Consider the following 23,465-nt stretch of genomic DNA (forward strand, 5'->3'; position numbering starts at 1 on the left):
GTCAGTCCAGCAGCGCCATGACCGGAGCGGCGAGGCGCAGTTGGCCGACGGGCTCGCCGCCGCCCAGCACGGGCTGCACAACCTTCTCCAGTACCGGTGCTACAGCCTCCGCCTCGAGGGCACCTGAGGCGGCCAGAAGAGTGAGCCCTACCAGTGTGGTGGCGCGGATATTGCCGTCCAGGATCTTGAGCGCCATGGACACGCCGGTGGGTGTAGCCATGACGAGGACGCCCTCGGCTCCGTTCTTCGCCAGGATCCCGAGGTCTTCCATCACTACCGAATTCTCGCGTCCGTGGCCGTGGACCGCCCACGGATAATCCAGCATGGCGGTTGCGATGGTGGCCGCGCGGGCATCGGCGTTTTTGTCACTGGGGGCCTTGGCGATCTTGCCGATTCCCCGCGCGAGACCGGTGAGTGAAACGGCGCCGAGCGGAGCGCCGCAGCCGTCCACTGCCCAGTGCTCCACTTTCTCTTCGGTGTATTCCTCGATGATGGCGGCGATGCGCTGCTGCAGCGGGTGGCCGCGATCCAGGTAGGTCTTGTGGTCCCACGAGTTTTCGGTGCAGGCCCAGAGAAAAGCGGCGTGCTTGCCGGAGCAGTTGAAGGCTACCCGCTGGCGGCCCTTGTCGCTGCGGATGAGCGAGTGTCGGGCTTCCTCGTCCTGCGGCCAGTCAGCCGGGCACTGCAGGTCCTCCTCGGTGACTCCGGCGGCGCTCAGCATGGACTTCACGACGTCCATGTGTTCGAAACTGCCGACATGGCTGGCAGCTGCCAACGCAACCTGGGCTCCGCGGAGCGGGACGCCGGCCTGCATGGCAGCCAGTGCCTGGAACGGCTTCAGGGTGGAGCGGGGGAAGATCGGCGCGTTGACGTCACCGAGTTCCGTGACGGTGGTGCCGTCCGCTGCGAGGACCACGGCTGAGCCGATGTGGCGGGACTCAATGAAGCCGTTGCGCTCCAGGACCGCGAGGTCAACCGCGCTGGAGGAGGTAAAAGTGGAGGGCATGGTTCCAGTATTACGCATCGTCGAGGCGGATGTAGCTTGTGCCCACCGGAGGGAACGGGTCATCCGATGGGCACAAGGATAGGGGCGGTCCTACTCTGCTGAGAACTGGACCGTGTGCCAGCCCGATGCGCCGTCGGGAACGGTATCGGCACGCTCTTCGGTCTGGACGCCGTCGGGATCATAAGCCCGTGAGCGGATCCGGTGGGAACCGGGCTCGAGCTGCACTTCGTGGGTCCACTGCCGCCAGGTGTCCACGGTGTATTCGGCCGCGAGAGTGGCTTCCTCCCAGGGCCCGTTGTCAATCTGGACTTCCACCTTGTCGATGCCGCGGTTCTGCGCCCAGGCAGTGCCGCCCACCCGGAAGGTACCGGCAGCCACGTTGCCGAACGGCCGCGGAACCTCAATACGAGACTGCGTCTTGATCGGGCCCTTCTCAGCCCAGCCGCGGTCCGTCCAGTAAGCCGTGGCGTCCGCGAAACGGGTCACTTCAAGGTCCACCACCCATTTGGTGGCTGACACGTACCCGTACAGCCCAGGGACCACCATGCGCACCGGATAGCCGTGCTCGAGGGGCAGCGGCTCGTCATTCATGGCTACTGCGAGGATGGCGTCCCGCTCATCCTGCAGGATGGGCAGGGGAGTGGAGGCGCTGAAGCCGTCGGTGCTGGTGGAGAGGACCATGTCAGCGCCTTCGGTGGGACGGGCGCGTGCAAGGAGCTCGCGGATGGGGTAACCGAGCCACTTGGCGTTGCCGATCAGCTCCCCGCCTACCGGGTTGGAGACACAGGTCAGCGTGATGTGCCGTTCGATCAGTTCGGAATTTAGCAGGTCCTGGAAGTTGATGCGGATCTCTTCCTCCACCATGCCGTGCACGCGCAACTCCCAGGTGTCCACATCGATGGTGGGGACCTGCAGGGCCGTGTCGATCCGGTAGAACTCCGGATTGGGGGTCAGCCACGGCTCAACCCCGTCCAGGTCCACGTCCACACCCGGTGGGACCGGCATCGCAGGGCTGGCGGGTGCCGGGAAGCTCAGGCGCTCGCGGGCAACATTGACGGTGTTGCGGATTCCACTGACGACGGCGCCTCCCGCTGCCGTCGCGGCTGCGACGACGGCGGTGACCCCCGCTGCCGCGAAGAACCCGCGCCTGCTGACGGAAGCCTTTGTCCCGCCCGGGCGGGAACCGCCAGCGTTGAAGGCGCCGTCGTCGTCGTTGGTTGTGGTCTCGGTCTGTGGCTGCGCCGAATGCAGTTTCCGGATCATCCAGCGGAGCGCGGCCAGGCCGGCCAGTGTGCCGATCACCGAAGGGATCGCGTCACTTACGGATGCACCGGCACGGGAGACGACGGCGGCAACCATCACGGCGCCCATGAGGAGGACACCGGCCACGCCAAGGATCCAGCGCCGCCATGCCAGGTAGCCGAGGATCGCGGCGAGGATGATGATGGTGACGGCCATGCCGACGAAGAGCGCGAGCTTGTCGTTGGTGCCGAAGGTGTCGATCGCGAAGTCCTTCAACCAGGCCGGCGTGAAGTCGATGAACGTGGAGCCGAGTGCAATCAGCGGGGCCGACCGGGTGGAGAAGAAGGCACCGATCAGCTCGGCCACACCGAGGACCAGCCCGGCAGCGAGTATGCCCGCAAGCATGGCTAGTGTCGTGGCGGCGCGGCTGGAGGTGCGAACGGCTTTCATACTGGGTGTTCGGAGAGACAGACCCGGTGTATTGGTATTCCGGACGTGCCGGCTGACTTCACAGTTTCTGCGGCCAGTAGTTGGGTGGGGGAGGACCCAGTACCCTGAACTACTGTGAAGGTTCTCGTTATTGGCCCTGGAGGCCGCGAACACGCCCTTGTCCGAGCGCTCCTTGCCGATCCATTCGTAAGCGAGGTGCATGCGGCTCCCGGGAACGCCGGAATGGCGCAGGATGTCCCCGTGCACAGCATCGATGCGAATGACCCGACTGCTGTGACGGAACTGGCTGGGCGGCTCGGTTCCGACCTCGTGGTTGTGGGCCCTGAGGCTCCGTTGGCTGCCGGTGTGTCGGACGCGCTGATCGCCGCCGGCATCCCCGTCTTCGGACCCACGAAAGCTGCGGCGCAAATCGAGGCCTCGAAGGCGTTCGCCAAGCAGATCATGGCCGCCGCCGGTGTTCCCACCGCCATGGCGAAGGTCGCGTCAACTGCAGCCGAAGCCGAAGAGGCGCTGGACTCCTTCGGCGCACCGTATGTGGTCAAGGATGACGGCCTGGCTGCGGGCAAGGGCGTGGTGGTCACGTCGGACCGGGCTGCCGCCCTTGAACACGCCGAGGTGTGCTTTGGCGCCGGCGGCTCGGTGGTGATCGAGGAATACCTTGACGGCCCCGAGGTGTCCCTGTTTGTCCTCTCGGACGGCACCAGCGTGGTGCCACTTGCCCCGGCACAGGACTTCAAGCGCATCTTCGACGATGACGAAGGACCGAATACCGGCGGCATGGGTGCCTACTCGCCGCTGGAATGGGTGCCGTCCGGTCTGGTGGATGAGGTGATTGAGCGCGTTGCGCTGCCCACCATCGAGGAGATGGCACGCCGCGGCACTCCGTTCACGGGGGTCCTGTACTGCGGGCTCGCGCTCACTTCGCGCGGGCTGCGCGTGATCGAGTTCAACGCCCGCTTCGGGGATCCCGAGACACAGGCCGTGCTGGCCCGGCTCAAGACGCCTCTGGGTGGCGTCCTGCTCGCTGCTGCAAAGGGGGAGCTGGACACGGTCGACAACCTGAACTGGTCATCGGAGGCCGCGGTCGCCGTGGTCCTCGCGTCAGCAAACTACCCCGATTCACCGCGCACCGGCGATGAAATCCGTGGTCTCGCGGACGCGGCTGCCCTGGATGGCGTGTCCGTGCTGCACGCGGGCACTGCGCTGAGTGAAGACGGTTCGGTGGTCTCCGCCGGTGGGCGGGTGCTTGCCGTCGTCGGGCTGGGGGAGGACCTGGCGGAAGCGCGGAGCAAAGCGTACGACGGCGTGCGCCGCCTTGACCTGGACGGCGGCCAGTACCGCACGGATATTGCTGCGAAGGCCGCGCGGGGCGAGGTTGTTGTTTCGCAGCCGGTTTCCCAGCCAGCTTCAGCGGCGGGTTCAGAGACGGGCGGGGCATAGGGATGGCACAGGAACTTGCGGGTTGGCGGCACATCTACTCCGGGAAGGTTCGGGACCTGTATGAACCCGTGACGGGAGAGGACGACCGCGTGCTGGTGGTCGCCAGTGACCGGATCAGCGCCTACGACTTTGTGCTGTCCTCCGAGATCCCGGACAAGGGACGCGTTCTGACCCAGCTGAGCCTGTGGTGGTTCGAGCAACTGGCCGGCATCCCCAACCACGTCCTGTCCACCGACGTTCCCGCCGAGGTTGAGGGCCGGGCCATGATCTGTCAGCGGTTGGACATGTACCCCGTCGAGTGCATAGCGCGTGGATACCTGACCGGTTCCGGGCTCCTCGAGTACAACGAGTCAAGGACGGTGTGTGAGCTGCCGCTGCCGGAAGGCCTGGTGGACGGCTCCCGTTTGCGCGAGCCCCTGTTCACGCCGTCGGCCAAGGCTGAGGTGGGGGAGCACGACGAGAACATTACCTATGACGCCGTCGTCATGATGCTGGGGGATGATCTCGCCGCGAAGCTGCGCTCGCTGACGCTCGATATCTACTCCCGCGCGGAGTCGATTGCGCTGGATCGCGGGATCATCCTTGCGGACACCAAGGTGGAGTTCGGAATGTCCCGCTCCGGTGAAGTGACCCTCGGCGACGAGGTGCTGACGCCGGATTCGTCGCGGTTTTGGGACGCGGCCCTGTACTCGCCGGGGAAGTCACAGCCCTCCTTCGACAAGCAGTTTGTCCGCGACTGGCTCACGTCCGACGACGCCGGTTGGGACCGTGTGTCAGAACCGCCTGCACTGCCCGCGGAGGTTATCGCGAAGACACGCGCCCGGTACATCGAAGCCTACGAGCGGCTGACCGGCCGGACGTTCGTCTGACCTCGCTTCGTGTGACGCTTCACCGCGTCTGACACAGAAACGAAAAGGTGCCCGCAGTGTGAACTGCGGGCACCTTTTCTTCAGTGGTCGGGGTGACAGGATTTGAACCTGCGGCCTCGTCGTCCCGAACGACGCGCGCTACCAAGCTGCGCCACACCCCGATTGAGCTGTTCCGGGAAGCCCCGAAAGCAACCTCTCAAGGATAACGGACAACGGCGTCCCTGACGAACCAGCGCGCCATGGACAGCAGCTCGGTGACCGGCACTAGACCAGCGAGTCCTGCCACGCTGCGTGCAGGGTGGCGAACCGGCCGTTGCCGCTGATCAAGTCAGCCGGCGTTCCGTCCTCGACCACTGCGCCGTCGTGAACCACCAGCACGCGATCCGCGATCTCCACCGTGGAGAGCCGGTGCGCAATAATCAACGCGGTCCGGTTGCCGAGCAGTTTCTGCAGGCCCTGCTGGACCAGCCGTTCGCTGGGGATGTCCAGCGAGGACGTTGCCTCGTCCAGGATCAGGACTGCCGGATCGGCGAGGAACGCCCGTGCAAAGCTGATGAGCTGCCGTTGCCCCGAGGAGACCCGGCCACCGCGTTTGTTGACGTCGGTGTCATAGCCCTCGGGCAGCGACGTGATGAAGTCGTGGGCTCCCACAGCCCTGGCCGCCTGCTCGATTTCTTCCCGGCTCGCCTCAGGCTTGCCCAGGGCGATGTTGTCAGCCACGCTCCCGCTGAACAGGAACGCCTCCTGCGTGACCATCACGACGGCGCGGCGCAGGTCCTGCGGCGACAGCTGACGGAGGTCCACCCCGTCGAGGGTGATGCTGCCTTCGGAGACGTCGTAGAACCGGGCGATGACCTTGGCAAGAGTGGACTTGCCGGCGCCCGTCTGGCCAACGAGGGCAATCGTCTGCCCGGCCGGGATCGTGAGGTCCATGCGCGGCAGGATGACGGGACCATCCCCGTAACGGAACTCAACGCCGTCGAACTCTATTAGGCCCTGCGCGTCCTTCAACGGCACGGGGTTCTTCGGCGGGCGCACCGTCGGTACTTCCTCCAGGAGCCCGGACACCTTCTCGAGCGCCGCCGCTGCTGACTGGAACGAGTTGTAGAACATGGCCATCTGGTCAACCGGTTGGAAGAACCGCTTGCTGTACAGCAGCAGTGCCAGCAGCGCGCCGACCTCGAGCGATCCGCCAAGCACCCGGAAGCCTCCGAACAGGAGCACCGCGGCCACCGTCACGTTGCCGATCAGGACCAGGCCCGGCTGGAAGACGCCGTTGAGGTTGATCGAGCGCACCGTCACCTTGCGGTAGTCCTCGGCGAGCTCGTCGTAGCGGTCTGCGTTGACCTTCTCGCGCCGGAACGCCTTGACCGCACGGATGCCGGTCATCGTCTCGATGAAGTGGACGATCAGCTTCGCCGACACCACCCGCGATGACCGGTAGGCGATCTGCGAGTGCTTCTGGTACCAGCGCGCCAGGAACGTCATGGGGATAGCCGCGACCAGAAGGAGTAATCCCGTGGGCCAGTCGAGCACGAAGATGGTGACGGCGGTGAAGATCATGTACATCAGGCCGGACGCCAGGGAACTGACCCCGGAGTCGAGCAGCTCGCGCAGCGCTTCCAGGTCAGAGGTCTGGCGGGAGATGATGCGCCCGGAGGTGTACTTCTCGTGGAACTCGAGGCTGAGCCGCTGGGTGTGCCGGAAGACGCGCAGGCGGAGATCCAGCAGCATTTCCTGGCTCAGCCGGGCTGCTGCGAGGACGTAGCCGGCTGTGAGGGTCGCTGCCAGTACGGCCGCGATGAGGTAGGTGATGCCCGCAGCCCAGAGCAGCGCGGAGTCGCCCTGCAGCAGCGAGGGGAGAGCGTGGTCGATACCGAAGGCGATGATCGCCGGCCCGGCCACCCGTGCGATCTGGGAGAAGACCACGAGGAATGCGGTCCAGATGAATTGCCTGCGGTTGGGGCGGATCAGCGAGCCGAGCAGTTTGAAGGACCGTGTCCGCACCGATTTGTTCTGTGCCCGGTCCAGCATCACCTCGTCCTCGTTGGAGACTCCTGAGGAAATGATCGACGGCGGCTGGCCCGCGCGGGTGCGCCTGTTCGGCTTTTCCTGTTTCTCCTGTTTCGGTGCTGCACTCATGCGCGGGCCTCCTGGTCGTTGTGCTCCAGCTCTTCCAGCTCGCTGTCGAGGTCCACGGGTTCCTCGGTGAGGCTCGCAATGACGTAGCGGTAGTGGTCGCTGCGGGCCAGCAGTTCGGTGTGGGTACCGACCTCGGAGATGCGTCCGTTCTCCATGAGCGCGACGCGGTCGGCGAGCGCCACTGTGGAGGGGCGGTGGGCCACAATCAGTGTGGTGGTATCCGCGAGGACCTCGCGCAGGCGCTCCTCCACAAGTTCCTCCGTGCGCACATCGAGCGCGGACAGCGGGTCGTCGAGGACCAGCACCCGCGGCTTGGCCGCGATGGCCCGGGCGAGCGCCAGCCGCTGGCGCTGCCCGCCGGAGAGGCTGAGTCCCTCTTCACCGATGAGCGTATCCACGCCCTCGGGAAGCGAATACACGAAGTGCGCCTGCGCAACGTCCAGCGCCTCGGTGAGGATGGCGTCGTCGTCGTCCTGGGCGTCCACACCCATCAGGACGTTTTCGCGGACCGAGTTGGAAAACAGTGTCGTGTCTTCGAAAGCCACCGCTACGTGGCGGCGCAGCTCCTCCAGAGAGAACTCGCGGAGGTCGATCCCGTCGATGCGGATAGCTCCGCCGGTGACATCGTAGAGGCGGGGGACCAGTTGGAGCAGGGTGCTCTTGCCGCAGCCGGTCACTCCCACCAGAGCCATGGTTTCGCCGGCCCTCAGCGTGAGGTTGACTCCGTCTATGACCGAAGTGGACGTGTCCTTCGCATCGGGATAACGGAAGGAGACGTCGTCGAACGTTACTTCGCCGTGCGGATCGGGAAGCGTGCGGGGATCAGGCGGTCCGGTGATCGTGTTCTCAGACTCCATGACCTCGTAGTGGCGGTCGATTGCCGTTTTGGCTGTGAACGTCATGGCGAGCAGCGGGCCGATGAACTCGACGCGCCCCGCCACCACTCCGGCGGTTGCGAAGAACGCGACCAGTCCGCCGATGGTGACATCACCGTTGACAGCGAGGAGGATGCCGGTGACCAGCGAAGCGCCCAGGGCGAGTTCGGGGAGCAGCGTCACGATCAGTGAGAACGTGGCCAGGCTTTTGGCTTTGTGGATTTCCGTTTCACGCAGTTCCTCGGCCTGGTCACTGAAGGCGTCCAGGGCTTCCCGGCTCCGCCCGAAGGCCTTCAGGACGCGGATTCCGTGGACCGATTCCTCGACGGTGGTGGCGAGGTCACCCGCCTGGTCCTGGCTCTTGCGCGAGACCCTGCTGTAGGAAGTCCGGAAGCGGAATCCGTAGATCATCACGGGTACCGCTGCAGTCAGGAAGATCAGGGCCAAGGGCCAGCTCATGAAGAACATGATGGCCACGCCCGCGGTCAGCGTGATTGCGTCCACCACGAGCATGATGGCGCCGAATGCCATCCACCGCCGCATGAGGTTGAGGTCTGACATGGCACGCGACAGCAGCTGGCCGCTGCCCCAACGGTCATGGAAGGCTACCGCGAGGTTCTGCAGATGACGGTAGAAAGACGTGCGCAGGTTGGTTTCTACCGTGGTTGCAGGATTGATGACGAAGAACCGTCGCAGGGCAACGAAGACGGCCTCGAGCACTCCGAGCACCAGAACAATCCCGGATGCGATCCACACGGTGGAACTCGCCTGACCTTCCGCCAGGGCGTCATTGACGAGGACCCGGAAGACCTGCGGGATGGCAAGCACCATGACGCTCGCACCGAGCGCGGCAAAAAGCCCCAGAACCAGTCGCGGAATGATCGGCTTGAGGTGCGGGTACAGGCGCCTGAGAGACTCCCACAGCGTTGTTTGCGTCGGCATGTACTTCTCTCGAAAGTTGAAGATTCGAGGGAGCCGAAATTTTCGTGTCCCCCAGCAACAATCCTATGTCAGACCGTGCGCGACGCGCTCGTCAGGGAACCGACACCGCGGACCCGTTGCTCAGCGGGACGTGAGCGTCAGTAATACTGCTTCGGGGCGGCAGGCGAAACGGACTGGCGCAAACCGCGAGGTTCCGATTCCTGCGGACACATTCAGCGGGGCTGTCCGGCCGTTGTGTTCCCACTGGGTCAGACCACGGGCACGCCAGGTGGGCAGATCACAATTGCTGACAAGGGCGCCGTACCCGGGAACGCATACCTGTCCGCCATGTGTGTGGCCGGCGAATATCAGGTCTGCTCCGCCGTCGGTGAAGGTGTCGAGGACACGCTGGTACGGGGCATGGGCGACGCCGACACGAAGGTGGGGTGCCTCGCCTGCGGTGCTGCTTCCCGCCGGGAAGCCGGCGAACTTGTCCCGTCCCAAATGCGGATCATCAACGCCGCTCAGATCGAGCCGGACGCCGCGAACAGCAACCGACTGCGACCGGTTGGTCAGATCAACCCAGCCTGCGGAGCCGAACCGCGCGAACATTTGCTGCCAGGGAAGTTCCTTCAGCGGCTTGTCTGCCTTGCTTGAGGAGGGACCGGTGAAGTACTTGAACGGATTCTGCAGCCGCGGTGCGTAGTAATCGTTGGAACCGGGAACAAAGACACCCGGGAACTCGAGGAGCGGTTCGAGCGCATCCAGGAGGGGCGCAAGCGCCTTGGGGTGGCTGAGGTTGTCGCCGGTATTCACCACGAGGTCCGGCTTCAACTCGGCCAGGCCCTGCAGCCACTTGGTCTTGGCGGCCTGACGGGGCACCATGTGGATATCCGAGAGGTGCAGGACCTGCAGCGGCCTGCTGCCGGGGGGAAGAATCGCGAGGTTCTCCTTGCGAAGTCCGAAGAGGTTGCGCTCGACGAACGCTGCGTACCCGAAGGTGGCGACGCCGGCCGCTGCTGTTATGCCCAGCGCTACCGCTGCGCCGTTACGCGAACCCTCTGTGGTTGTCCCCACGATCAGCCGTTACCTCCGCCGTTGCCGTTTCCATTACCGTTGCCGTTCCCATTGTTGCCTGAATTGTCCGGGGGCGTAACGGGCAAGGTGTTACCGCCGGGTGCCGGAGGGAGAATCAGCTGACCGTTGTTGGTTGTGCCGTTGGTTGTCCCGTTGGAATTCGGCTGCTGTGAGAACTGGTCCTGCTGTTCCTGGCGGCTGGTATTGATCATGTTCGACGGCGGGTCAGCAAACGGCTCGGGCTGGTAGGAACCTTGGATCTGCTGCATGTAGCGGGCCCAGGACGGCGCAGCGATCAGCGAACCGTCGATCTCCGGGTAAGTCCGTCCGCCAATCTGCATTCCGCTAAGGCTCGTGTTGCCTTCTTTCCAGTTACCGATCCACGAGGCCGTTGCCATGGCGGAGTTGTAACCCATGAACCAGGTCTGCGAGCGGGCGTCATTGGTGCCGGTCTTGCCGGCCATGGGGATGTCGCCGAACTCAAGCAACTGGCCCGAACCGCGCTCTATCACTGCCTGGGTGGCGTAGTTTACTCCGCGCGCGATTTCCTTCGGGATGACCTGCTCACATGATTCCGGCGGAACCGGATAAGTGTCTCCGTTGACCGCAGTCACTTCAACAAGTGCCCGAGGCTCGCATTTGAGGCCTTCGGCGGCAAGGGTGGCATAGGCGGTTGCCATCGACATCGGGGAGACGTCGCTCGAACCACCGATGAGCATCGGGACGTTGACATCGACCGGAAGTGGCTCACCCTCCGAGCTCTTCCCGTTGTGCACGCCCATCTCGAAGGCCATGTCACGGATCTTGCAGAGGTCGAGCTGTTCGGCGGTCTCGAAGGTCACCGTGTTGTAGGACTGCGCAAGGCCTTCAAGAACGGTGTAATTGCCGTAATTGGTGTCGCCATAGTTCTGCGGCTCGTACTCGTAATTCGGGTCGTCGCTGAGGATCTCGTAGAACCCTCGCGGCAGGCAGCTGGCCTCCCAGCGATCGCCGGCAGGGTAAGCCTTCTTGCTGCCGTCCACCACTGTATTGAGCGACCGGCCGTCTTCCAGCCAGGCGGCCACGACAAACGGCTTGAAGGTCGAGCCCGGCTGGAATCCGCCGAGACCGCCAATGGGTTTGTTCGGATCACCCTTGTAATAGGAGTCCACGTTGAAGTTCTGCACGGAGTCGCCCGGCGTTTCACCCGGCATGAACCGCGTGTTCTGAGCCATGACCAGGATGTCTCCGGTGCCCGGCTCGAGGCTCACCATGGAGTGACCGACGGCGGGATCGGTGGTCTCGCGGTTCGCTGTCTCATTGATTGCCGTCTGGGCAGCTGCCTGTGCGCGCGCATCGAGTGTGGTTTTGATGGTCAGACCGCCGCGGTACAGCAGGTTCTCCCGGTCCTCACGGGTTTCGCCGTAGGCAGGATCATTGAGGACCAGGTGCGTCACGTAGTCGCAGAAGTAGGGTGCCTGCTCGGCGCCTACGCAGCCATTAAGGACCGGCGTAATGTTCAGTCCGAGATCGGAGGCAACGGCGGCGTCATACTCTTCCTGAGTAATTTTGCCGGTCTCCAGCATGCGGCCGATCACCAGGTTGCGGCGCTCCAGCGAGCGCTCCGGGTAGAGCTCGGGGCTGTAGAAGGTGGGACCGTTGACCACGCCGGCCAGCAACGCGGCCTGCTGGATGTTCAGGTCTTTCGCCTCAACGTTGAAGAAGTACTTGGAGGCGGCCTGGACGCCGTAGGTGTTGCCGGTGAACGGCACAATGTTCAGGTAGCCGGCGAGAATCTCGTCCTTGCTCAGCTCCTTCTCCACGGCGATAGCCAGCTTCGCTTCACGGAGCTTGTCGCCCAGGGTTTTTTGACCGCTGAAGGTGATGTCGCCGCCGCTCTGCATGCTGGCGTCGATGAGTACGTTGTTGACGTACTGCTGCGTGATGGTGGAAGCCCCACGGGTGGTGTCGCTGCTGATGTTGCTGATGGCAGCGCTGATGATGCCCTGCAGGTCAACGCCGCCGTGGTTGTAGAACTGGTCATCCTCGATGGCGATCAGCGCATCAGTCATGTTCTCGGAGACCTGATCCAGCGTCACGGGCTGGCGGTTCTCCTCATACAGAGTGGCGATCAGCGAGCCGTCGGAGGCAACGATCTTGGAGGGTTGGGCGAGCGCACCGCGCTCAAGCTCAGCCGGGAGGTTCTCGAAGAACTGGATGGACGCGGAGGCGCCGGTGCCGGCAGCAGCAGCCACGGGCACGAGGAGACCGGCAGCAAGCACCCCACTCAATCCACTGATTCCAAGAAATGCAATGATTTTCCCCAGGGTGGTTGCCGTGTCAAAGAAAGGAGATTTACGAGCAGCCATGCACTCCAGTTTACAAGCACGCGCTACCCTGTGAGTCATGACCAAATGGGAGTACTCCACAATTCCGCTCATCATCCATGCAACGAAACAGATTCTCGACCAGTGGGGTGAGGACGGCTGGGAGCTCGTGCAGGTGGTTCCGGGGCCTGACGGCAACGGTCTGGTTGCCTATCTCAAACGGGAGAAAAACGCGTCGTGACCAGCGCCAATGAAGCAGTGTCAGCGGTGGAGAGCAGGCTGAAGGATCTCGGGATCACCCTCCCCGAGGTGGCCGCTCCGGTGGCCGCCTACGTTCCCGCAGTAGTCTCCGGCAACTACGTCTACACCTCCGGGCAGCTTCCGTTTATTAACGGTGAACTCCCAGCTACAGGCAAGGTCGGCAGTGACATAGCAGCCGAGCAGGCCAAGGAGTTTGCGGCCGTCTGCGCAGTCAATGCACTCGCGGCTGTGAAGTCCCAGATCGGAGACCTCGACCGCATCAGCCGGATCGTCAAGGTGGTGGGCTTCGTCGCGTCGGATCCCACGTTCACGGGCCAGCCCGGGGTCATCAATGGAGCGTCCGAGCTGCTGGGGCAGGTATTCGGCGAGGCCGGCGCCCACGCGCGTTCCGCCGTCGGGGTTGCGGTACTACCATTGAATGCGTCGGTAGAAGTCGAGATTATCGCGGAGTTCATCTAGTCACCGTGAACCGTTCAAGCACCAGGCTCTTCCCAGTCCCGGAAGAGCAGCAGGGTGCCGCCCGCAGCTGGATTGATCACGGCGAGCGCACCCCAATGAAGCCGCGTCCGGCGTCGTCGGTCGTGTTGATCCGTGACGCTCCGGTCGGTACCGAGGTGTACCTCTCCTACCGCCGGGGGGAGTCACCGCTTGGCGTGGTGGCCTTCCCCGGCGGAAGTGTGGAGGAGAACGACGACGATCCCGTCACCTGGTTTGGCCCCTCACCTGCCCACTGGGCAGCGGCACTGGCAACCGATGATCATCATGTTGCGCGGCGATTTGTGATTGCCGCGATCCGCGAACTTTTCGAGGAGACCGGCGTGCTGCTCGCCGGCCCGGATGCGTCGAGCCTTGTTGAGGGCACCCGCCACCCGCAGTGGATGGAAGCCCGTGAAGCAATCGCCGCCGGTGACAGGACGTTTGCGGAGATCCTCGCCAAGCGGGGCCTCGGTCTGCGCACCGACCTGATCAAGCCGCTCTCCGCGTGGCTAAGCCCCGACTTTGCTCATCGCCGTTTCGATACGAGGTACTTTGCCGCGGCCCAGCCGGTGAACCAGGAGCCTACCCTCCTGGCGAGCAAGGGCGTGTGGGGACAGTGGCGGTGGTCTGCCGAGGAGATCATGCAGCGCAATACCACCTCCCTCGGCGACGAGGTCAACCAGCCGAACACCGCCGGCCGGACGCTGAGCGAGCTCACCGTCCCGGCGGTTGAGCTCATTCTCGAGAAGATTGGCTCCTCGCGCGGCTGCATCGCCTATCTTTCCCACAAGCGGCCGATGAAGGTCTTCTCCCCCCGGCTCGTTGAGGCCGAGGGTGAAACGAAGATCGAGGTCGAGTGCTCAACCGCCACGGAAGGCTCTGAGCAGCGCGGCCGGTAGCCGCCGTCGTCCAGCTTCAATCTGGAACTTTTGCGCACCTACGGTGACTTTCCAGCGTCGGAAGCCGCATGATCTGCGCAAAAGTTGCCGGCTGTGGATAGTCGGCGCACAGGATTCGGGAATGCGTTGAGATAGAACATGGCCAAACGCGCTCCCTTGCCCGACGAACTGGTTGGACGGTCCTTCACCTTGCGGTCAGCGCTCAGCGCTGACCTGTCGATCAGCCGAACGCGCGCGAAGGATCTGACCACCCCCAGCCGGGAAGTGCGCGTGCCCGTCGGCGCTATCCATCCCGTTTTATCGCGCTGCCGACCCTACGTGGAGTTGCTGCCGGGGAGTTTCGTTTCGCATACGACCGCCGCAGAGATTCACGGGATACACCTACCGCACTGGATTTCCCACGAGCAGGTGCACTTGTCCCGTGGTAGACAGACAGCCGGACCGCGCAGGAAGGGAGTCAAGGGCCATCGCCTCGATATCTCCGAAGGAGACGTTGTTGAAATCGATGGGTTGCCTGTGACGTCGCTCGCCGAACCTGGCTGGATTTGGCAACGGTGCTACCGCTCGAGGACCTGGTGGTTGCCGGCGACCAGATCATCAGCGAACACACCCGCTCCTTCGGCCCGCCAAGGATCCCAATGGTCCCGAAACGGGACCTGGAGCGGTTCATCGCAACACACGGACGGAGCTGGGGCATACAGAGGGCGCGGTCAGCTTTTGATCGGCTTCGCGTCGGCGTCGACTCGCCACCGGAGAGTCTAGTGCGCCTGATCCTGGAGGACGCAGGGTTACCGGAATTCTCGGTGAACTATTCGCTACGGGACGCAAACGGGTTGATCGTTGCCTGGACGGACCTTGGCTGCGAGGCGTTCCGGGTCTGTATCGAATACGACGGCGAGCATCACCTGACGCCCGAACAGCAGGCCAAGGATATGGCCAGAGATGCCAAAGTTGCAGAGGTTGAGTGGGCGCAGGTGAAACTGAACCGCCTTGACCTGCCGGAGGGCGGCTGGCGGGTCGTCGCGAAGGTCAAGAAGGCACTCCTCCGGCAGGGATGGCGCCCGGGATCCCAGGAACTTTTGCGCACCTACGGTGACTTCCCGGCGGCTGAAGTCACCTGACCTGCACAAAAGTTCCCAAAGGGGGGCTAGCGGCTGCGCTGACGCAGCCGCTGGATGTCCAAAATGACGACTGCGCGCGCCTCCAGGCGCAGCCAGCCGCGCTGGACGAACTCGGCCAGCGCTTTGTTCACGGTTTCACGCGAGGCGCCGACAAGCTGCGCGAGTTCTTCCTGGGTCAGTTCGTGGGCTACGAGGATGCCGTCAGTGGCAGGGCGGCCGAAGCGGTCCGCGAGGTCCAGCAGTGCCTTGGCCACGCGGCCCGGTACGTCGGAGAAGACCAGGTCCGCCAGGGATTCGTTGGTGCGGCGCAGCCGGCGGGCCAAGGCCTGCAGCAGCTGGGCGGACACCTCGGGGCGGGTTTCCAGCAGGGCACGAAGGTTCTCGTTCTTGAGGCCGGCGAGGCGGGTCTCGGACACAGCCGTGGCCGTGGCGGTGCGGGGGCTGGGATCGAACAGGGCCATTTCGCCGAAGAGCTCACCGGGGCCGAGGATTGCCAGTAGGTTCTCGCGGCCGTCCTGTGCGGTACGGCCAAGCTTGATTTTGCCGGAGACGATGAAGTAGAGCTGGTCGCCCTGATCGCCTTCCCGGAAGACCGATGCGCCGCGCGACAGGTCCACTTCGGTCAGCTCGTCAGTGAGCGCCGCAAACACCTCGTCGCCCAGTGAAGCGAACAGGGGCGCCCTGCGCAGTACCTCGATATCCATGAAATCTCCTCTGTATGATGCAAAACCAGCCAGTTTCCCGTCCTTTCCCATCTTGCCGTACGCGGGGACGTTGTGACACCTGCTACACGCGTGTTCGCCCACGGGGTAGGGCAAATCACTCCAACCCTTCCCGGCGGACTGTCAGCGCGGGACCGTAGAATCAAAGCTCAGCAGGGGAAGTGCAGCGCTTCCTGGAAAGGGAGTGGCGTGTTCGGTTTTACACTCCTGGACATCATCCTGGTGCTGATGCTGATTGGCTACCTCATTGCCGGGCTGAAGAACGGCTTCCTGGTCACCCTCGGCGGCATCATCGGGTTCGCGGCCGGCGCAGTGGGCGCCTTCTTCGCCATACCGCTGGTCAGTGCGTCGGTATCCGAGGACTCCTGGCGGCTCGCCGCGGTGATCGCCACTGCCCTGCTCCTGGTCATCATCGGGCAGGCACTCGGCGCCGGACTGGGACGTGCGCTCAGCAGCAGGGCCGGGTCAGCTCCCGTGCGCGTCATCGACCGCCTTCTGGGAGGGGCCACCAACGTCGTTGTGGCCGCGCTGGTACTTGCCATGCTGGCTTTCAGCATCAGCACCATGGGCGTGCCCTTCCTTTCCCAGTCAATCGCATCGTCGAAGGTGCTCGGCAGTATTGACACCCTGACGCCGTCGCCCGTTCGTGCCTGGATGGCGCAGATCCGCTCCATTGCCGTTGCTGACGGCATACCCACGCTTCTTGAGGGTGTGGCGCCGGCCAGCCCGGCTCCGGTACCGGATGCATCAGTGGACACACCGGCGCTCGCCACCGCATCCCAATCGGTCCTGCGCATCGCCGGAACCGCCTACCAGTGCGGCCAGAACCAAACCGGGTCCGGATTCATCGTCGCGCCGGGCCGGGTAGTCACCAACGCTCATGTGGTGGCAGGGGTAAACCAGCCGGTCGTCGAGGTTCCCGGTGCAGGCGCAGTGCCGGGAAGCGTTGTCTATTTCGATCCGGTGAGGGACATCGCCGTGATCGCTGTGGACGGCCTGGACCGCGCGCCGCTTGCACTCGGGGAGGACCTCGAAACCGGGGACACCGCGGCCTTCGCCGGGTACCCAGCGGGCGGGCCGTTCCAGATTCAACCGGCAAGCATCCAGAACCGGTCCGACGTCCTTGTCGAGAACATCTACGGGGCTGACCCGACGGCGATCGACGTCTATACACTGGCCGCAAACGTTCAGCAGGGGAATTCCGGCGGGCCGCTCCTGGACATGGAGGGCCGCGTCGCCGGAGTCATCTTTGCGAAATCCACGGCTGATGTGCCAGTGGGGTATGCGCTGACACTGGAGGAGCTCCGTCCCGTCGTCGAACAGGCAGCAGCGCTCAGTGAAACCGTGTCCGCCGGGCAGTGCACCGAACGCTAGGAAGTGCCGGCGCTTAACCAAATCGTGATCGCTTGCTGACGGGAAATACTGCATGCGCCCGCGCTGGGAGTTAGGCTCGTCACATTAGGCAACACGGCCTGCCCGTGCGCCGCCCGGGCACAGTGACGTGTCCGCCAGGTAACAGATCATCAGGAGCACTTAATGTTCACAAGCACATCGGCGCAGGGGACGCATCCCACAAAGAAGCGCGCTGCCGCCATTACTGCCGGCGCCGCAATCAGCGCTCTGCTGCTCAGCGGCTGCGTCCAGAGCCAGCGTGAAGAGGACGGCGGCGCAGCGGCGGAGGGCGAGGTCGACTCGACTTTCGTCTTCGCGGCCTCGTCTGACCCCGCATCGCTTGACCCCGCCTTCGCGAGCGACGGCGAGTCCTTCCGCGTCAGCCGGCAGATTTTTGAGGGCCTTGTAGGCGTCGAGCCGGGCACGGCAGACCCGGCACCGTTGCTGGCGGAGTCCTGGGAAACATCCGAGGACGGACTGTCCACCACGTTCGCGCTGAAGGAAGGCGTGACCTTCCACGACGGCACCGAGTTCAACGCCGAAGCCGTCTGCTTCAACTTTGACCGCTGGTACAACTTCACTGGACTGGCCCAGGCGCCGTCGGTGTCCTACTACTACAACAACCTGTTCCGCGGCTTCGCGGATTCTCCGGATGCAGCTGTCTATGAGTCCTGCGAAGTGAACGGGGACCTCGAGGCCACCGTCACTCTCGCCAAGCCGTTCGCCGGATTCATCCCAGCGCTGTCGCTGCCGGCATTCGCCATGCAGAGCCCCACCGCGCTGCAGGAGTTCAACGCTGATGACATCGGAGGCTCCTCCGAAGCTCCCCAGCTGAGCGAATACGCGGAAGGCCACCCGGTAGGAACCGGACCGTTCAAGTTCGATTCCTGGAACGTCGGCGCTGACCTCACCGTCACCGCCAACGAGGAGTACTGGGGCGAGCAGGGCGACGTCCAGACGGTCATCTTCCGCATCATCGATGACCCTCAGGCGCGCACACAGGCGCTGCAGGCGGGAACCATCGACGGTTTCGACCTCGTCTCCCCGGCTGACATCCCGCTTCTGGAGGAGGAAGGGTTCATGATCGTTCCGCGCGATCCGTTCACCATCCTCTACCTCGGCATCAACCACGCAGTCGAAGAGCTGAGTGATCCGCTGGTCCGCGAGGCCATCCACCACGCAATCGACAAGCAGGCGTTGATCGACCAGACGCTGCCCGAGGGAACCCAGCTGGCCACCCAGTTCATCCCTGATGTTGTGGACGGCTACAACGAGGACATCACCACGTACGAGTATGATCCTGAGCGCGCCAAGGAACTGCTGGCCGAGGCCGGCTACCCCGACGGCTTTGAGGTCCAGTTCAACTACCCGACTGACGTCTCCCGCCCGTACATGCCTACTCCGGAGCAGGTGTTCACCAACCTCAGCGACCAGCTGAAGGACGTCGGTATTACGGTCACCCCGGCGCCGGATGTCTGGACGCCTGACTACCTCGACCGCATCCAGGGCACCGAGAACCACGGCATCCACCTGCTCGGCTGGACCGGCGACTACAACGACACCGACAACTTCATCGGCGTCTTCTTCGGCCAGGAGAAGCCCGAGTTCGGCTTCGACAATCCGGAACTGTTCAACGCACTCAGCGAGGCTCGCGGCATGACTGACCGCGAGGAGCAGACCGCCACGTACGAGGAGATCAACGAGCAGATCGCCCAGTTCAACCCGGCGATTCCGCTGGCGCACCCGGCGCCGTCCCTGGCGTTCGCTCCGCGGGTGGATTCCTACCCGGCGAGCCCCGTCAATGACGAAGTTTTCAACATGATCGAACTGAACGAGTAACAACTCTGGCGGAGGGACCGGCCCATTGGTCCCTCCGCTTTTGTTTGCTCTCGTCCACTCGATGCCACACTGTTGAAAGGACCTCGTGCTTCGCGTCATTGGTAAACGCCTCGCCCTGCTCGTTCCGACCCTGTTTGGACTTTCGGTCCTGCTTTTTCTCTGGGTTCGAGGCCTGCCGGGCGGGCCTGCAACAGCCCTGCTGGGCGAGAGGGCAACCCCGGAAGCGGTCGCCCGCGTCAACGAACTGTACGGTTTCGACGAACCGATCCTCCTCCAGTACTTCACCTACATGGGTAAACTGCTGCAGGGCGATTTCGGCACCTCGATCATCACGGGCCGTCCCGTACTGGAAGAGTTCGCAACACGCTTCCCGGCCACACTTGAACTGAGCGTGGTGGCGCTGATCTTCGCGATCGGCGTCGGTATCCCGCTGGGCTATATGGCCGCCCGCCATTACGGCAAGCTTGTCGATCACGGTTCGGTAGTCCTCAGCCTGATCGGCATCACTGTTCCGGTCTTCTTCCTGGCCTTCATCTTCAAGTACCTGTTCGCCATCCAGTGGCCCATCCTGCCGCCGGATGGACGCCAGAATCCGCGCATCAACGCGACGCACGTCACGGATTTCTATGTGCTGGACGGCATCCTGACGGGCGAGTACGACGCCGCGTGGGACGCCTTCCAGCACCTGATCCTTCCGGGGCTCGCACTGGGAACCATCCCGCTGGCCATCATTGTGCGCATCACGCGCGCTTCGGTGCTGGAAGTGCAGAACGCCGATTACGTTCGGACGGCCCGCGCAAAGGGCCTCATGGAAAGGACAATCCGAAGCCGGTTCATCCTGCGTAACGCGATGCTCCCGGTCGTGACGACCATTGGCCTGCAGACCGGCCTGCTCATTTCAGGTGCGGTCCTCACCGAAACGGTGTTCGCCTTCCCCGGCATCGGCAGTTTCCTCCGCGACGCCATCTTTGAACTGGACTATCCGGTGCTGCAGGGCTTCGTCATCTTCATCGCGATCCTGTACGCCCTGATCAACCTCCTGGTTGACGTTTCGTACTCCGTCATCGATCCAAGGGTGCGTGTGCAATGAGCACTGTATTGCCTCCCGCCGCGGGCGGGCCAACTTCTCCGACCACTGACCCGAGCCTCGCCGAGGGCGGCGGCACCGGCCTCTGGAAGGACGCGTTCCGACGGCTGCGCCGAAACCCGCAGGCGATTGCCGGCGCGATCATCATCGGGCTGTTCCTCCTGGTCGCCGCGCTGGCGCCGATCCTTGCACCCTACGGCGGGGAAGCACTGCCCGGGCGCACGGAAATCACCCCGACCAACATTCCCGGACCGGGCGAACTAGCGGAGTATCCGTTGGGCCTCGACCGTTTCGGTGGTGATGTGCTCAGCAAACTTATCTGGGGCGCGCAGGCCTCGCTGCTGATCGGCGTCATTTCGACGGCGATCGGCCTGGCCGGCGGAATGCTGCTCGGGCTGCTTGCCGGTGGATTGGGGGGCTGGGTGGACAGCGTCATCATGCGCTTCGTGGACATTCTGCTGTCCGTCCCGAACCTGCTCCTCGCCGTCAGTATCGCGGCCATTCTGGGACAGGGGCCCTACGCGGTGATGATCGCAATCGGTGCCTCGCAGCTTCCGATCTTCGCGCGCCTGCTGCGTTCATCCATGCTCTCGCAGCGTGGTTCGGACTACATCCTGGCAGCGCAGACGCTCGGCCTGAGCAAGCGCACCATCACCATGAGCCACCTGCTGCCCAACAGTGTGGGGCCGGTGATCGTGCAGGCGACGCTGTCCCTCGCGACAGCAGTGATCGACGCCGCTGCCCTGTCCTTCCTGGGGCTTGGCGGCGGGGTCCCGCAGACGGCCGAGTGGGGCCGCATGCTGACCTACGCTCAGCGGGAGCTGGCCTCGGATCCGTACCTGGCGTTCCTACCCGGCGCGTGTATCGCCATCACCGCGCTCGGCTTCACCCTCCTGGGCGAATCCCTGCGCGAGGCGCTGGACCCGAAGACCCGCCAGAAGTAGATCTGAGGGAAAAGCAGAGTACGACGGCGGCCGGTCACCTTTCGAAGCGAAGGTGACCGGCCGTCGTCGTACGTTAAGGAACTTTTGCGCAGCTCCGGCGGCTTCTGACGACCGGAAGCCGCCGGATCTGCGCAAAAGTTCCCCTTAGGAAGAGGGGTCAGGCGATATTGAGTTCGTTGCCCGGGATGGAAGCCAGGAGCTTCCGGGTGTAGGGGTGGCGCGGGTTCTGGAAGACTTCCTCGGAGCTCGCCGCTTCAACCAGCTCGCCGTCCTTCATGACGCAGACGTAGTCGGAGATGAGCCGCACAACAGCGAGGTCGTGGGAGATGAACAGGTAGCTCAGGCCCAGCTCGGACTGGAGGTCACCCAGAAGCTTGAGGATCTGTGCCTGCACCAGCACGTCGAGGGCGGAGACGGGCTCGTCGCATACGATCAGTTCCGGCTTCAGCGCGAGGGCCCGGGCGATGGCGACGCGCTGCCGCTGGCCGCCGGACAATTCCGAAGGGTAACGCCGCAGCGCGTTGTGCGGCAGGGACACCTGGTCCATGAGCTCGCGTACGCGGGCAGCGCGCTCCTTCTTCGAGCCGCGTTTGTAGGCGTTGAGGGGTTCCTCGACGATCCGCTCGATCGTGAACATGGGGTTCAGCGAGGAGTACGGGTCCTGAAAGACAGGCTGCACGCGCTGGCGGAAATCGGCGAGCTGCGCCTTGTCCAGGGTTGCCACGTCCATGCCGTCGAACTTCATGGTGCCCGAGGTGGGTTCGATGAGCCTCAGGAGCATACGCGCCGTCGTCGTCTTGCCTGAGCCGGACTCGCCCACGATGGCGACCGTCTGCCCGCGTGGAATGTCCAGTGTGACGTTTTTTGCGGCATAGAAGTCTTCGGAGCTGCCGCGGCGTTTGTAGATCTTGGTCAAGTCACGAATTTCGACGATGTTGTTCGTCGGTGCGGCCTCGTCTACGGAGTCGGCGTCCGCCTGGTGCTCCTCGAAGGCTGCCTGCGCCACAGCGGTGCGCTTTGCGGCGTCCTCGTGGTAGGCGCCCGGACGGAGGCGGACCGCCGCCACGCTCGGTGCGGCCCGGACCAGTGACTGCGTGTAGGGGTGTTTGGGATCGTTGAGGAGCTGGGCAGCGGGACCGGTTTCAACTACACGGCCGCGGTGCATCACCACGAGCTCCGACGCGCGCTCCGCGGCCAGTCCGAGGTCATGGGTGATGAGCAGCACCGAGGTTCCGAGCTGCTCGGTCATGGTGTCGATCTGATCGAGGATGGTGCGCTGCACGGTGACGTCGAGGGCGCTGGTCGGCTCATCGGCGATCAGAAGGCGCGGACGGCACGCGAGCCCGATGGCGATCAGCGCGCGCTGGCGCATGCCGCCGGAGAACTCGTGCGGGTATTGCTTGGCGCGGTCCGCGGCGTCGGGCAGGCCGGCGGCGGAGAGCACCTCGACCACGCGTTCCTTGACGTTCTTCTTGTCCGCGAGCCCATGCACCAGCAGGGTTTCCGCCACCTGGGTGCCGATTTTCGCGACCGGGTTGAGGTTTGACATGGGGTCCTGAGGCACCAGGCCGATAGCCCGGCCGCGGATGGTGCGCATTGCGGACTCCGGAAGGGGAACGAGGTCCCTGCCCTCGAAGAGGATGCTTCCGCTGGTGACCCGCCCGTTGCCGGGCAGCAGGCCGATGCAGGCCATCGCCGTAGTCGATTTGCCCGAACCCGACTCGCCAACGATGGCCAGCGTCTGTCCGCGGCGGAGGGTGAAGCTCGCATCCTCGACAGCGTGTACCTCGCCGTAGGTGGTGCGGAAGCTGACTGCCAGGTTCTTCACCTGAAGCATGGGGGCGTTCTTGGCGTCATCGACAACGTCGTCGATAGAGGTGATTTCCGTCATAGCTCTATCGTCCCTCATAACCGCCCTGCATCAGGTCATGGCGCGTCAGTTTGCGCACGAGGTGGTCAATGGCCAATCGGTAGCCGTCCACGCCGGCGCCCACAATCACCGCATCAACCACGGGGGAGAGGTAGGAGTGGTGCCGGAACTCCTCACGGCGGTGCACGTTGCTGATGTGCACCTCGACGATCGGAAGGCCCACCGCGCTGACCGCGTCCCGGAGGGCAACCGAGGTGTGGGTGTAGGCACCGGCATTGAGAACAATTCCGTCTGCAGTTCCGGCAGCGCCCTGGATAGCGTCGACAAGATCGCCCTCATGGTTCGACTGCCTGCAGTTGACGGCCCACCCGTGAGCACCGGCAGCGGAGGCGCAGAGGTTCTCAACGTCGTCGAGCGTGTGGGAGCCGTAGACCTCAGGTTCCCGTGTGCCGAGCAGGTTCAGGTTCGGGCCGTTGAGGATCAGGAGGGTAGTGGTCGCCATGGCTTAACTATGCCTGATTCGTC

General features: G+C 64.1%; 19 protein-coding genes and 1 tRNA gene. 10 read left to right on the forward strand and 10 right to left on the reverse strand.

Translation table 11 applies throughout. The annotated features are described in order from the left end of the window. Position 1: 1 nt before the first annotated feature. Both ASH00_RS00230 and ASH00_RS00235 read right to left on the reverse strand, forming a co-directional pair. Positions 2–1,006: an asparaginase gene (locus tag ASH00_RS00230; protein WP_056543402.1), complete on the reverse strand. Its 1,005-nt coding sequence runs from the start codon at positions 1,004–1,006 to the stop codon at positions 2–4. Between the two features lie 90 nt (positions 1,007–1,096). Continuing rightward, complete coding sequence (locus tag ASH00_RS00235; protein WP_235563097.1) at positions 1,097–2,653, reverse strand: molybdopterin-dependent oxidoreductase; 1,557 nt, start codon at positions 2,651–2,653, stop codon at positions 1,097–1,099. A gap of 159 nt (positions 2,654–2,812) precedes the next feature. On the opposite strand from ASH00_RS00235, the gene purD reads away from it, so the two are divergent. Next, positions 2,813–4,138 carry a phosphoribosylamine--glycine ligase gene (purD, locus tag ASH00_RS00240; RefSeq protein ID WP_056543407.1) on the forward strand — a complete coding sequence of 442 codons (1,326 nt, stop codon included), beginning with the start codon at positions 2,813–2,815 and terminating at the stop codon, positions 4,136–4,138. Positions 4,139–4,140: 2 nt separating this feature from the next. Then, positions 4,141–5,007 (forward strand): phosphoribosylaminoimidazolesuccinocarboxamide synthase, encoded by an 867-nt coding sequence (locus ASH00_RS00245; protein WP_056543409.1) that lies wholly within the window; start codon positions 4,141–4,143, stop codon positions 5,005–5,007. An 84-nt stretch (positions 5,008–5,091) separates the two neighbouring features. Here the strand turns inward: ASH00_RS00245 and ASH00_RS00250 are convergent. From ASH00_RS00250 to ASH00_RS00270, 5 genes are all read right to left on the reverse strand, one after another. Further along, a tRNA-Pro gene (locus ASH00_RS00250) sits at positions 5,092–5,168 on the reverse strand. 103 nt (positions 5,169–5,271) lie between these two features. After that, positions 5,272–7,041 (reverse strand): ABC transporter ATP-binding protein, encoded by a 1,770-nt coding sequence (locus tag ASH00_RS00255; protein WP_056546416.1) that lies wholly within the window; start codon positions 7,039–7,041, stop codon positions 5,272–5,274. Between the two features lie 104 nt (positions 7,042–7,145). Then, on the reverse strand, positions 7,146–8,966 hold the full coding sequence (locus ASH00_RS00260) for an ABC transporter ATP-binding protein (RefSeq protein ID WP_056543412.1): 1,821 nt from the start codon (positions 8,964–8,966) through the stop codon (positions 7,146–7,148). Positions 8,967–9,086: 120 nt separating this feature from the next. Then, positions 9,087–10,022 carry a metallophosphoesterase gene (locus tag ASH00_RS00265; protein ID WP_235563098.1) on the reverse strand — a complete coding sequence of 312 codons (936 nt, stop codon included), beginning with the start codon at positions 10,020–10,022 and terminating at the stop codon, positions 9,087–9,089. Between the two features lie 2 nt (positions 10,023–10,024). Continuing rightward, on the reverse strand, positions 10,025–12,370 hold the full coding sequence (locus ASH00_RS00270; RefSeq protein ID WP_162252833.1) for a transglycosylase domain-containing protein: 2,346 nt from the start codon (positions 12,368–12,370) through the stop codon (positions 10,025–10,027). A gap of 37 nt (positions 12,371–12,407) precedes the next feature. Here ASH00_RS00270 and ASH00_RS16540 point away from each other — a divergent pair, with 37 nt between their 5' ends. From ASH00_RS16540 to ASH00_RS00285, 4 genes are all read left to right on the forward strand, one after another. Next, entirely contained in the window at positions 12,408–12,569 is a 162-nt protein-coding gene (locus tag ASH00_RS16540; protein WP_157358939.1) for a DUF4177 domain-containing protein, read from the forward strand. Continuing rightward, complete coding sequence (locus ASH00_RS00275; RefSeq protein ID WP_056543422.1) at positions 12,566–13,048, forward strand: RidA family protein; 483 nt, start codon at positions 12,566–12,568, stop codon at positions 13,046–13,048. Before ASH00_RS16540 ends, ASH00_RS00275 begins: the two co-directional genes overlap by 4 nt. Positions 13,049–13,053: 5 nt before the next feature. Beyond that, positions 13,054–13,965 carry an NUDIX hydrolase gene (locus ASH00_RS00280; RefSeq protein WP_056543425.1) on the forward strand — a complete coding sequence of 304 codons (912 nt, stop codon included), beginning with the start codon at positions 13,054–13,056 and terminating at the stop codon, positions 13,963–13,965. Between the two features lie 545 nt (positions 13,966–14,510). Then, positions 14,511–15,086, forward strand: a complete 576-nt coding sequence (locus ASH00_RS00285; RefSeq protein ID WP_157358940.1) for a hypothetical protein — start codon at positions 14,511–14,513, stop codon at positions 15,084–15,086. A 26-nt stretch (positions 15,087–15,112) separates the two neighbouring features. Here ASH00_RS00285 and ASH00_RS00290 read toward each other — a convergent pair whose 3' ends face one another. Next, a complete protein-coding gene (locus ASH00_RS00290) occupies positions 15,113–15,790 on the reverse strand; it encodes a Crp/Fnr family transcriptional regulator (RefSeq protein WP_026544229.1) in 678 nt (225 codons plus the stop codon). Positions 15,791–15,997: 207 nt separating this feature from the next. Here ASH00_RS00290 and ASH00_RS00295 point away from each other — a divergent pair, with 207 nt between their 5' ends. From ASH00_RS00295 to ASH00_RS00310, 4 genes are all read left to right on the forward strand, one after another. Beyond that, positions 15,998–17,182, forward strand: a complete 1,185-nt coding sequence (locus tag ASH00_RS00295) for a MarP family serine protease (RefSeq protein WP_056543429.1) — start codon at positions 15,998–16,000, stop codon at positions 17,180–17,182. Positions 17,183–17,344: 162 nt separating this feature from the next. Next, positions 17,345–19,039 (forward strand): ABC transporter substrate-binding protein, encoded by a 1,695-nt coding sequence (locus ASH00_RS00300; protein WP_056543432.1) that lies wholly within the window; start codon positions 17,345–17,347, stop codon positions 19,037–19,039. Between the two features lie 85 nt (positions 19,040–19,124). Then, positions 19,125–20,129, forward strand: a complete 1,005-nt coding sequence (locus ASH00_RS00305; RefSeq protein ID WP_056543435.1) for an ABC transporter permease — start codon at positions 19,125–19,127, stop codon at positions 20,127–20,129. Next, positions 20,126–21,070 carry an ABC transporter permease gene (locus ASH00_RS00310; protein WP_056543438.1) on the forward strand — a complete coding sequence of 315 codons (945 nt, stop codon included), beginning with the start codon at positions 20,126–20,128 and terminating at the stop codon, positions 21,068–21,070. The genes ASH00_RS00305 and ASH00_RS00310 overlap by 4 nt, the downstream gene beginning before the upstream one ends. A 157-nt stretch (positions 21,071–21,227) precedes the next feature. On the opposite strand, the gene ASH00_RS00315 is transcribed toward ASH00_RS00310, so the two are convergent. Both ASH00_RS00315 and aroQ read right to left on the reverse strand, forming a co-directional pair. Beyond that, the gene (locus tag ASH00_RS00315; RefSeq protein WP_056543441.1) at positions 21,228–22,961 is read right to left on the reverse strand and encodes an ABC transporter ATP-binding protein; all 1,734 of its coding nucleotides are present in this window, start codon (positions 22,959–22,961) and stop codon (positions 21,228–21,230) included. A 4-nt stretch (positions 22,962–22,965) separates the two neighbouring features. Next, complete coding sequence (gene aroQ / locus ASH00_RS00320; protein WP_056543443.1) at positions 22,966–23,442, reverse strand: type II 3-dehydroquinate dehydratase; 477 nt, start codon at positions 23,440–23,442, stop codon at positions 22,966–22,968. Positions 23,443–23,465: the final 23 nt, after the last annotated feature.

Origin of the sequence: Arthrobacter sp. Soil782 (assembly GCF_001428435.1) — a bacterium.
GTDB lineage: Bacteria > Actinomycetota > Actinomycetes > Actinomycetales > Micrococcaceae > Arthrobacter_D > Arthrobacter_D parietis.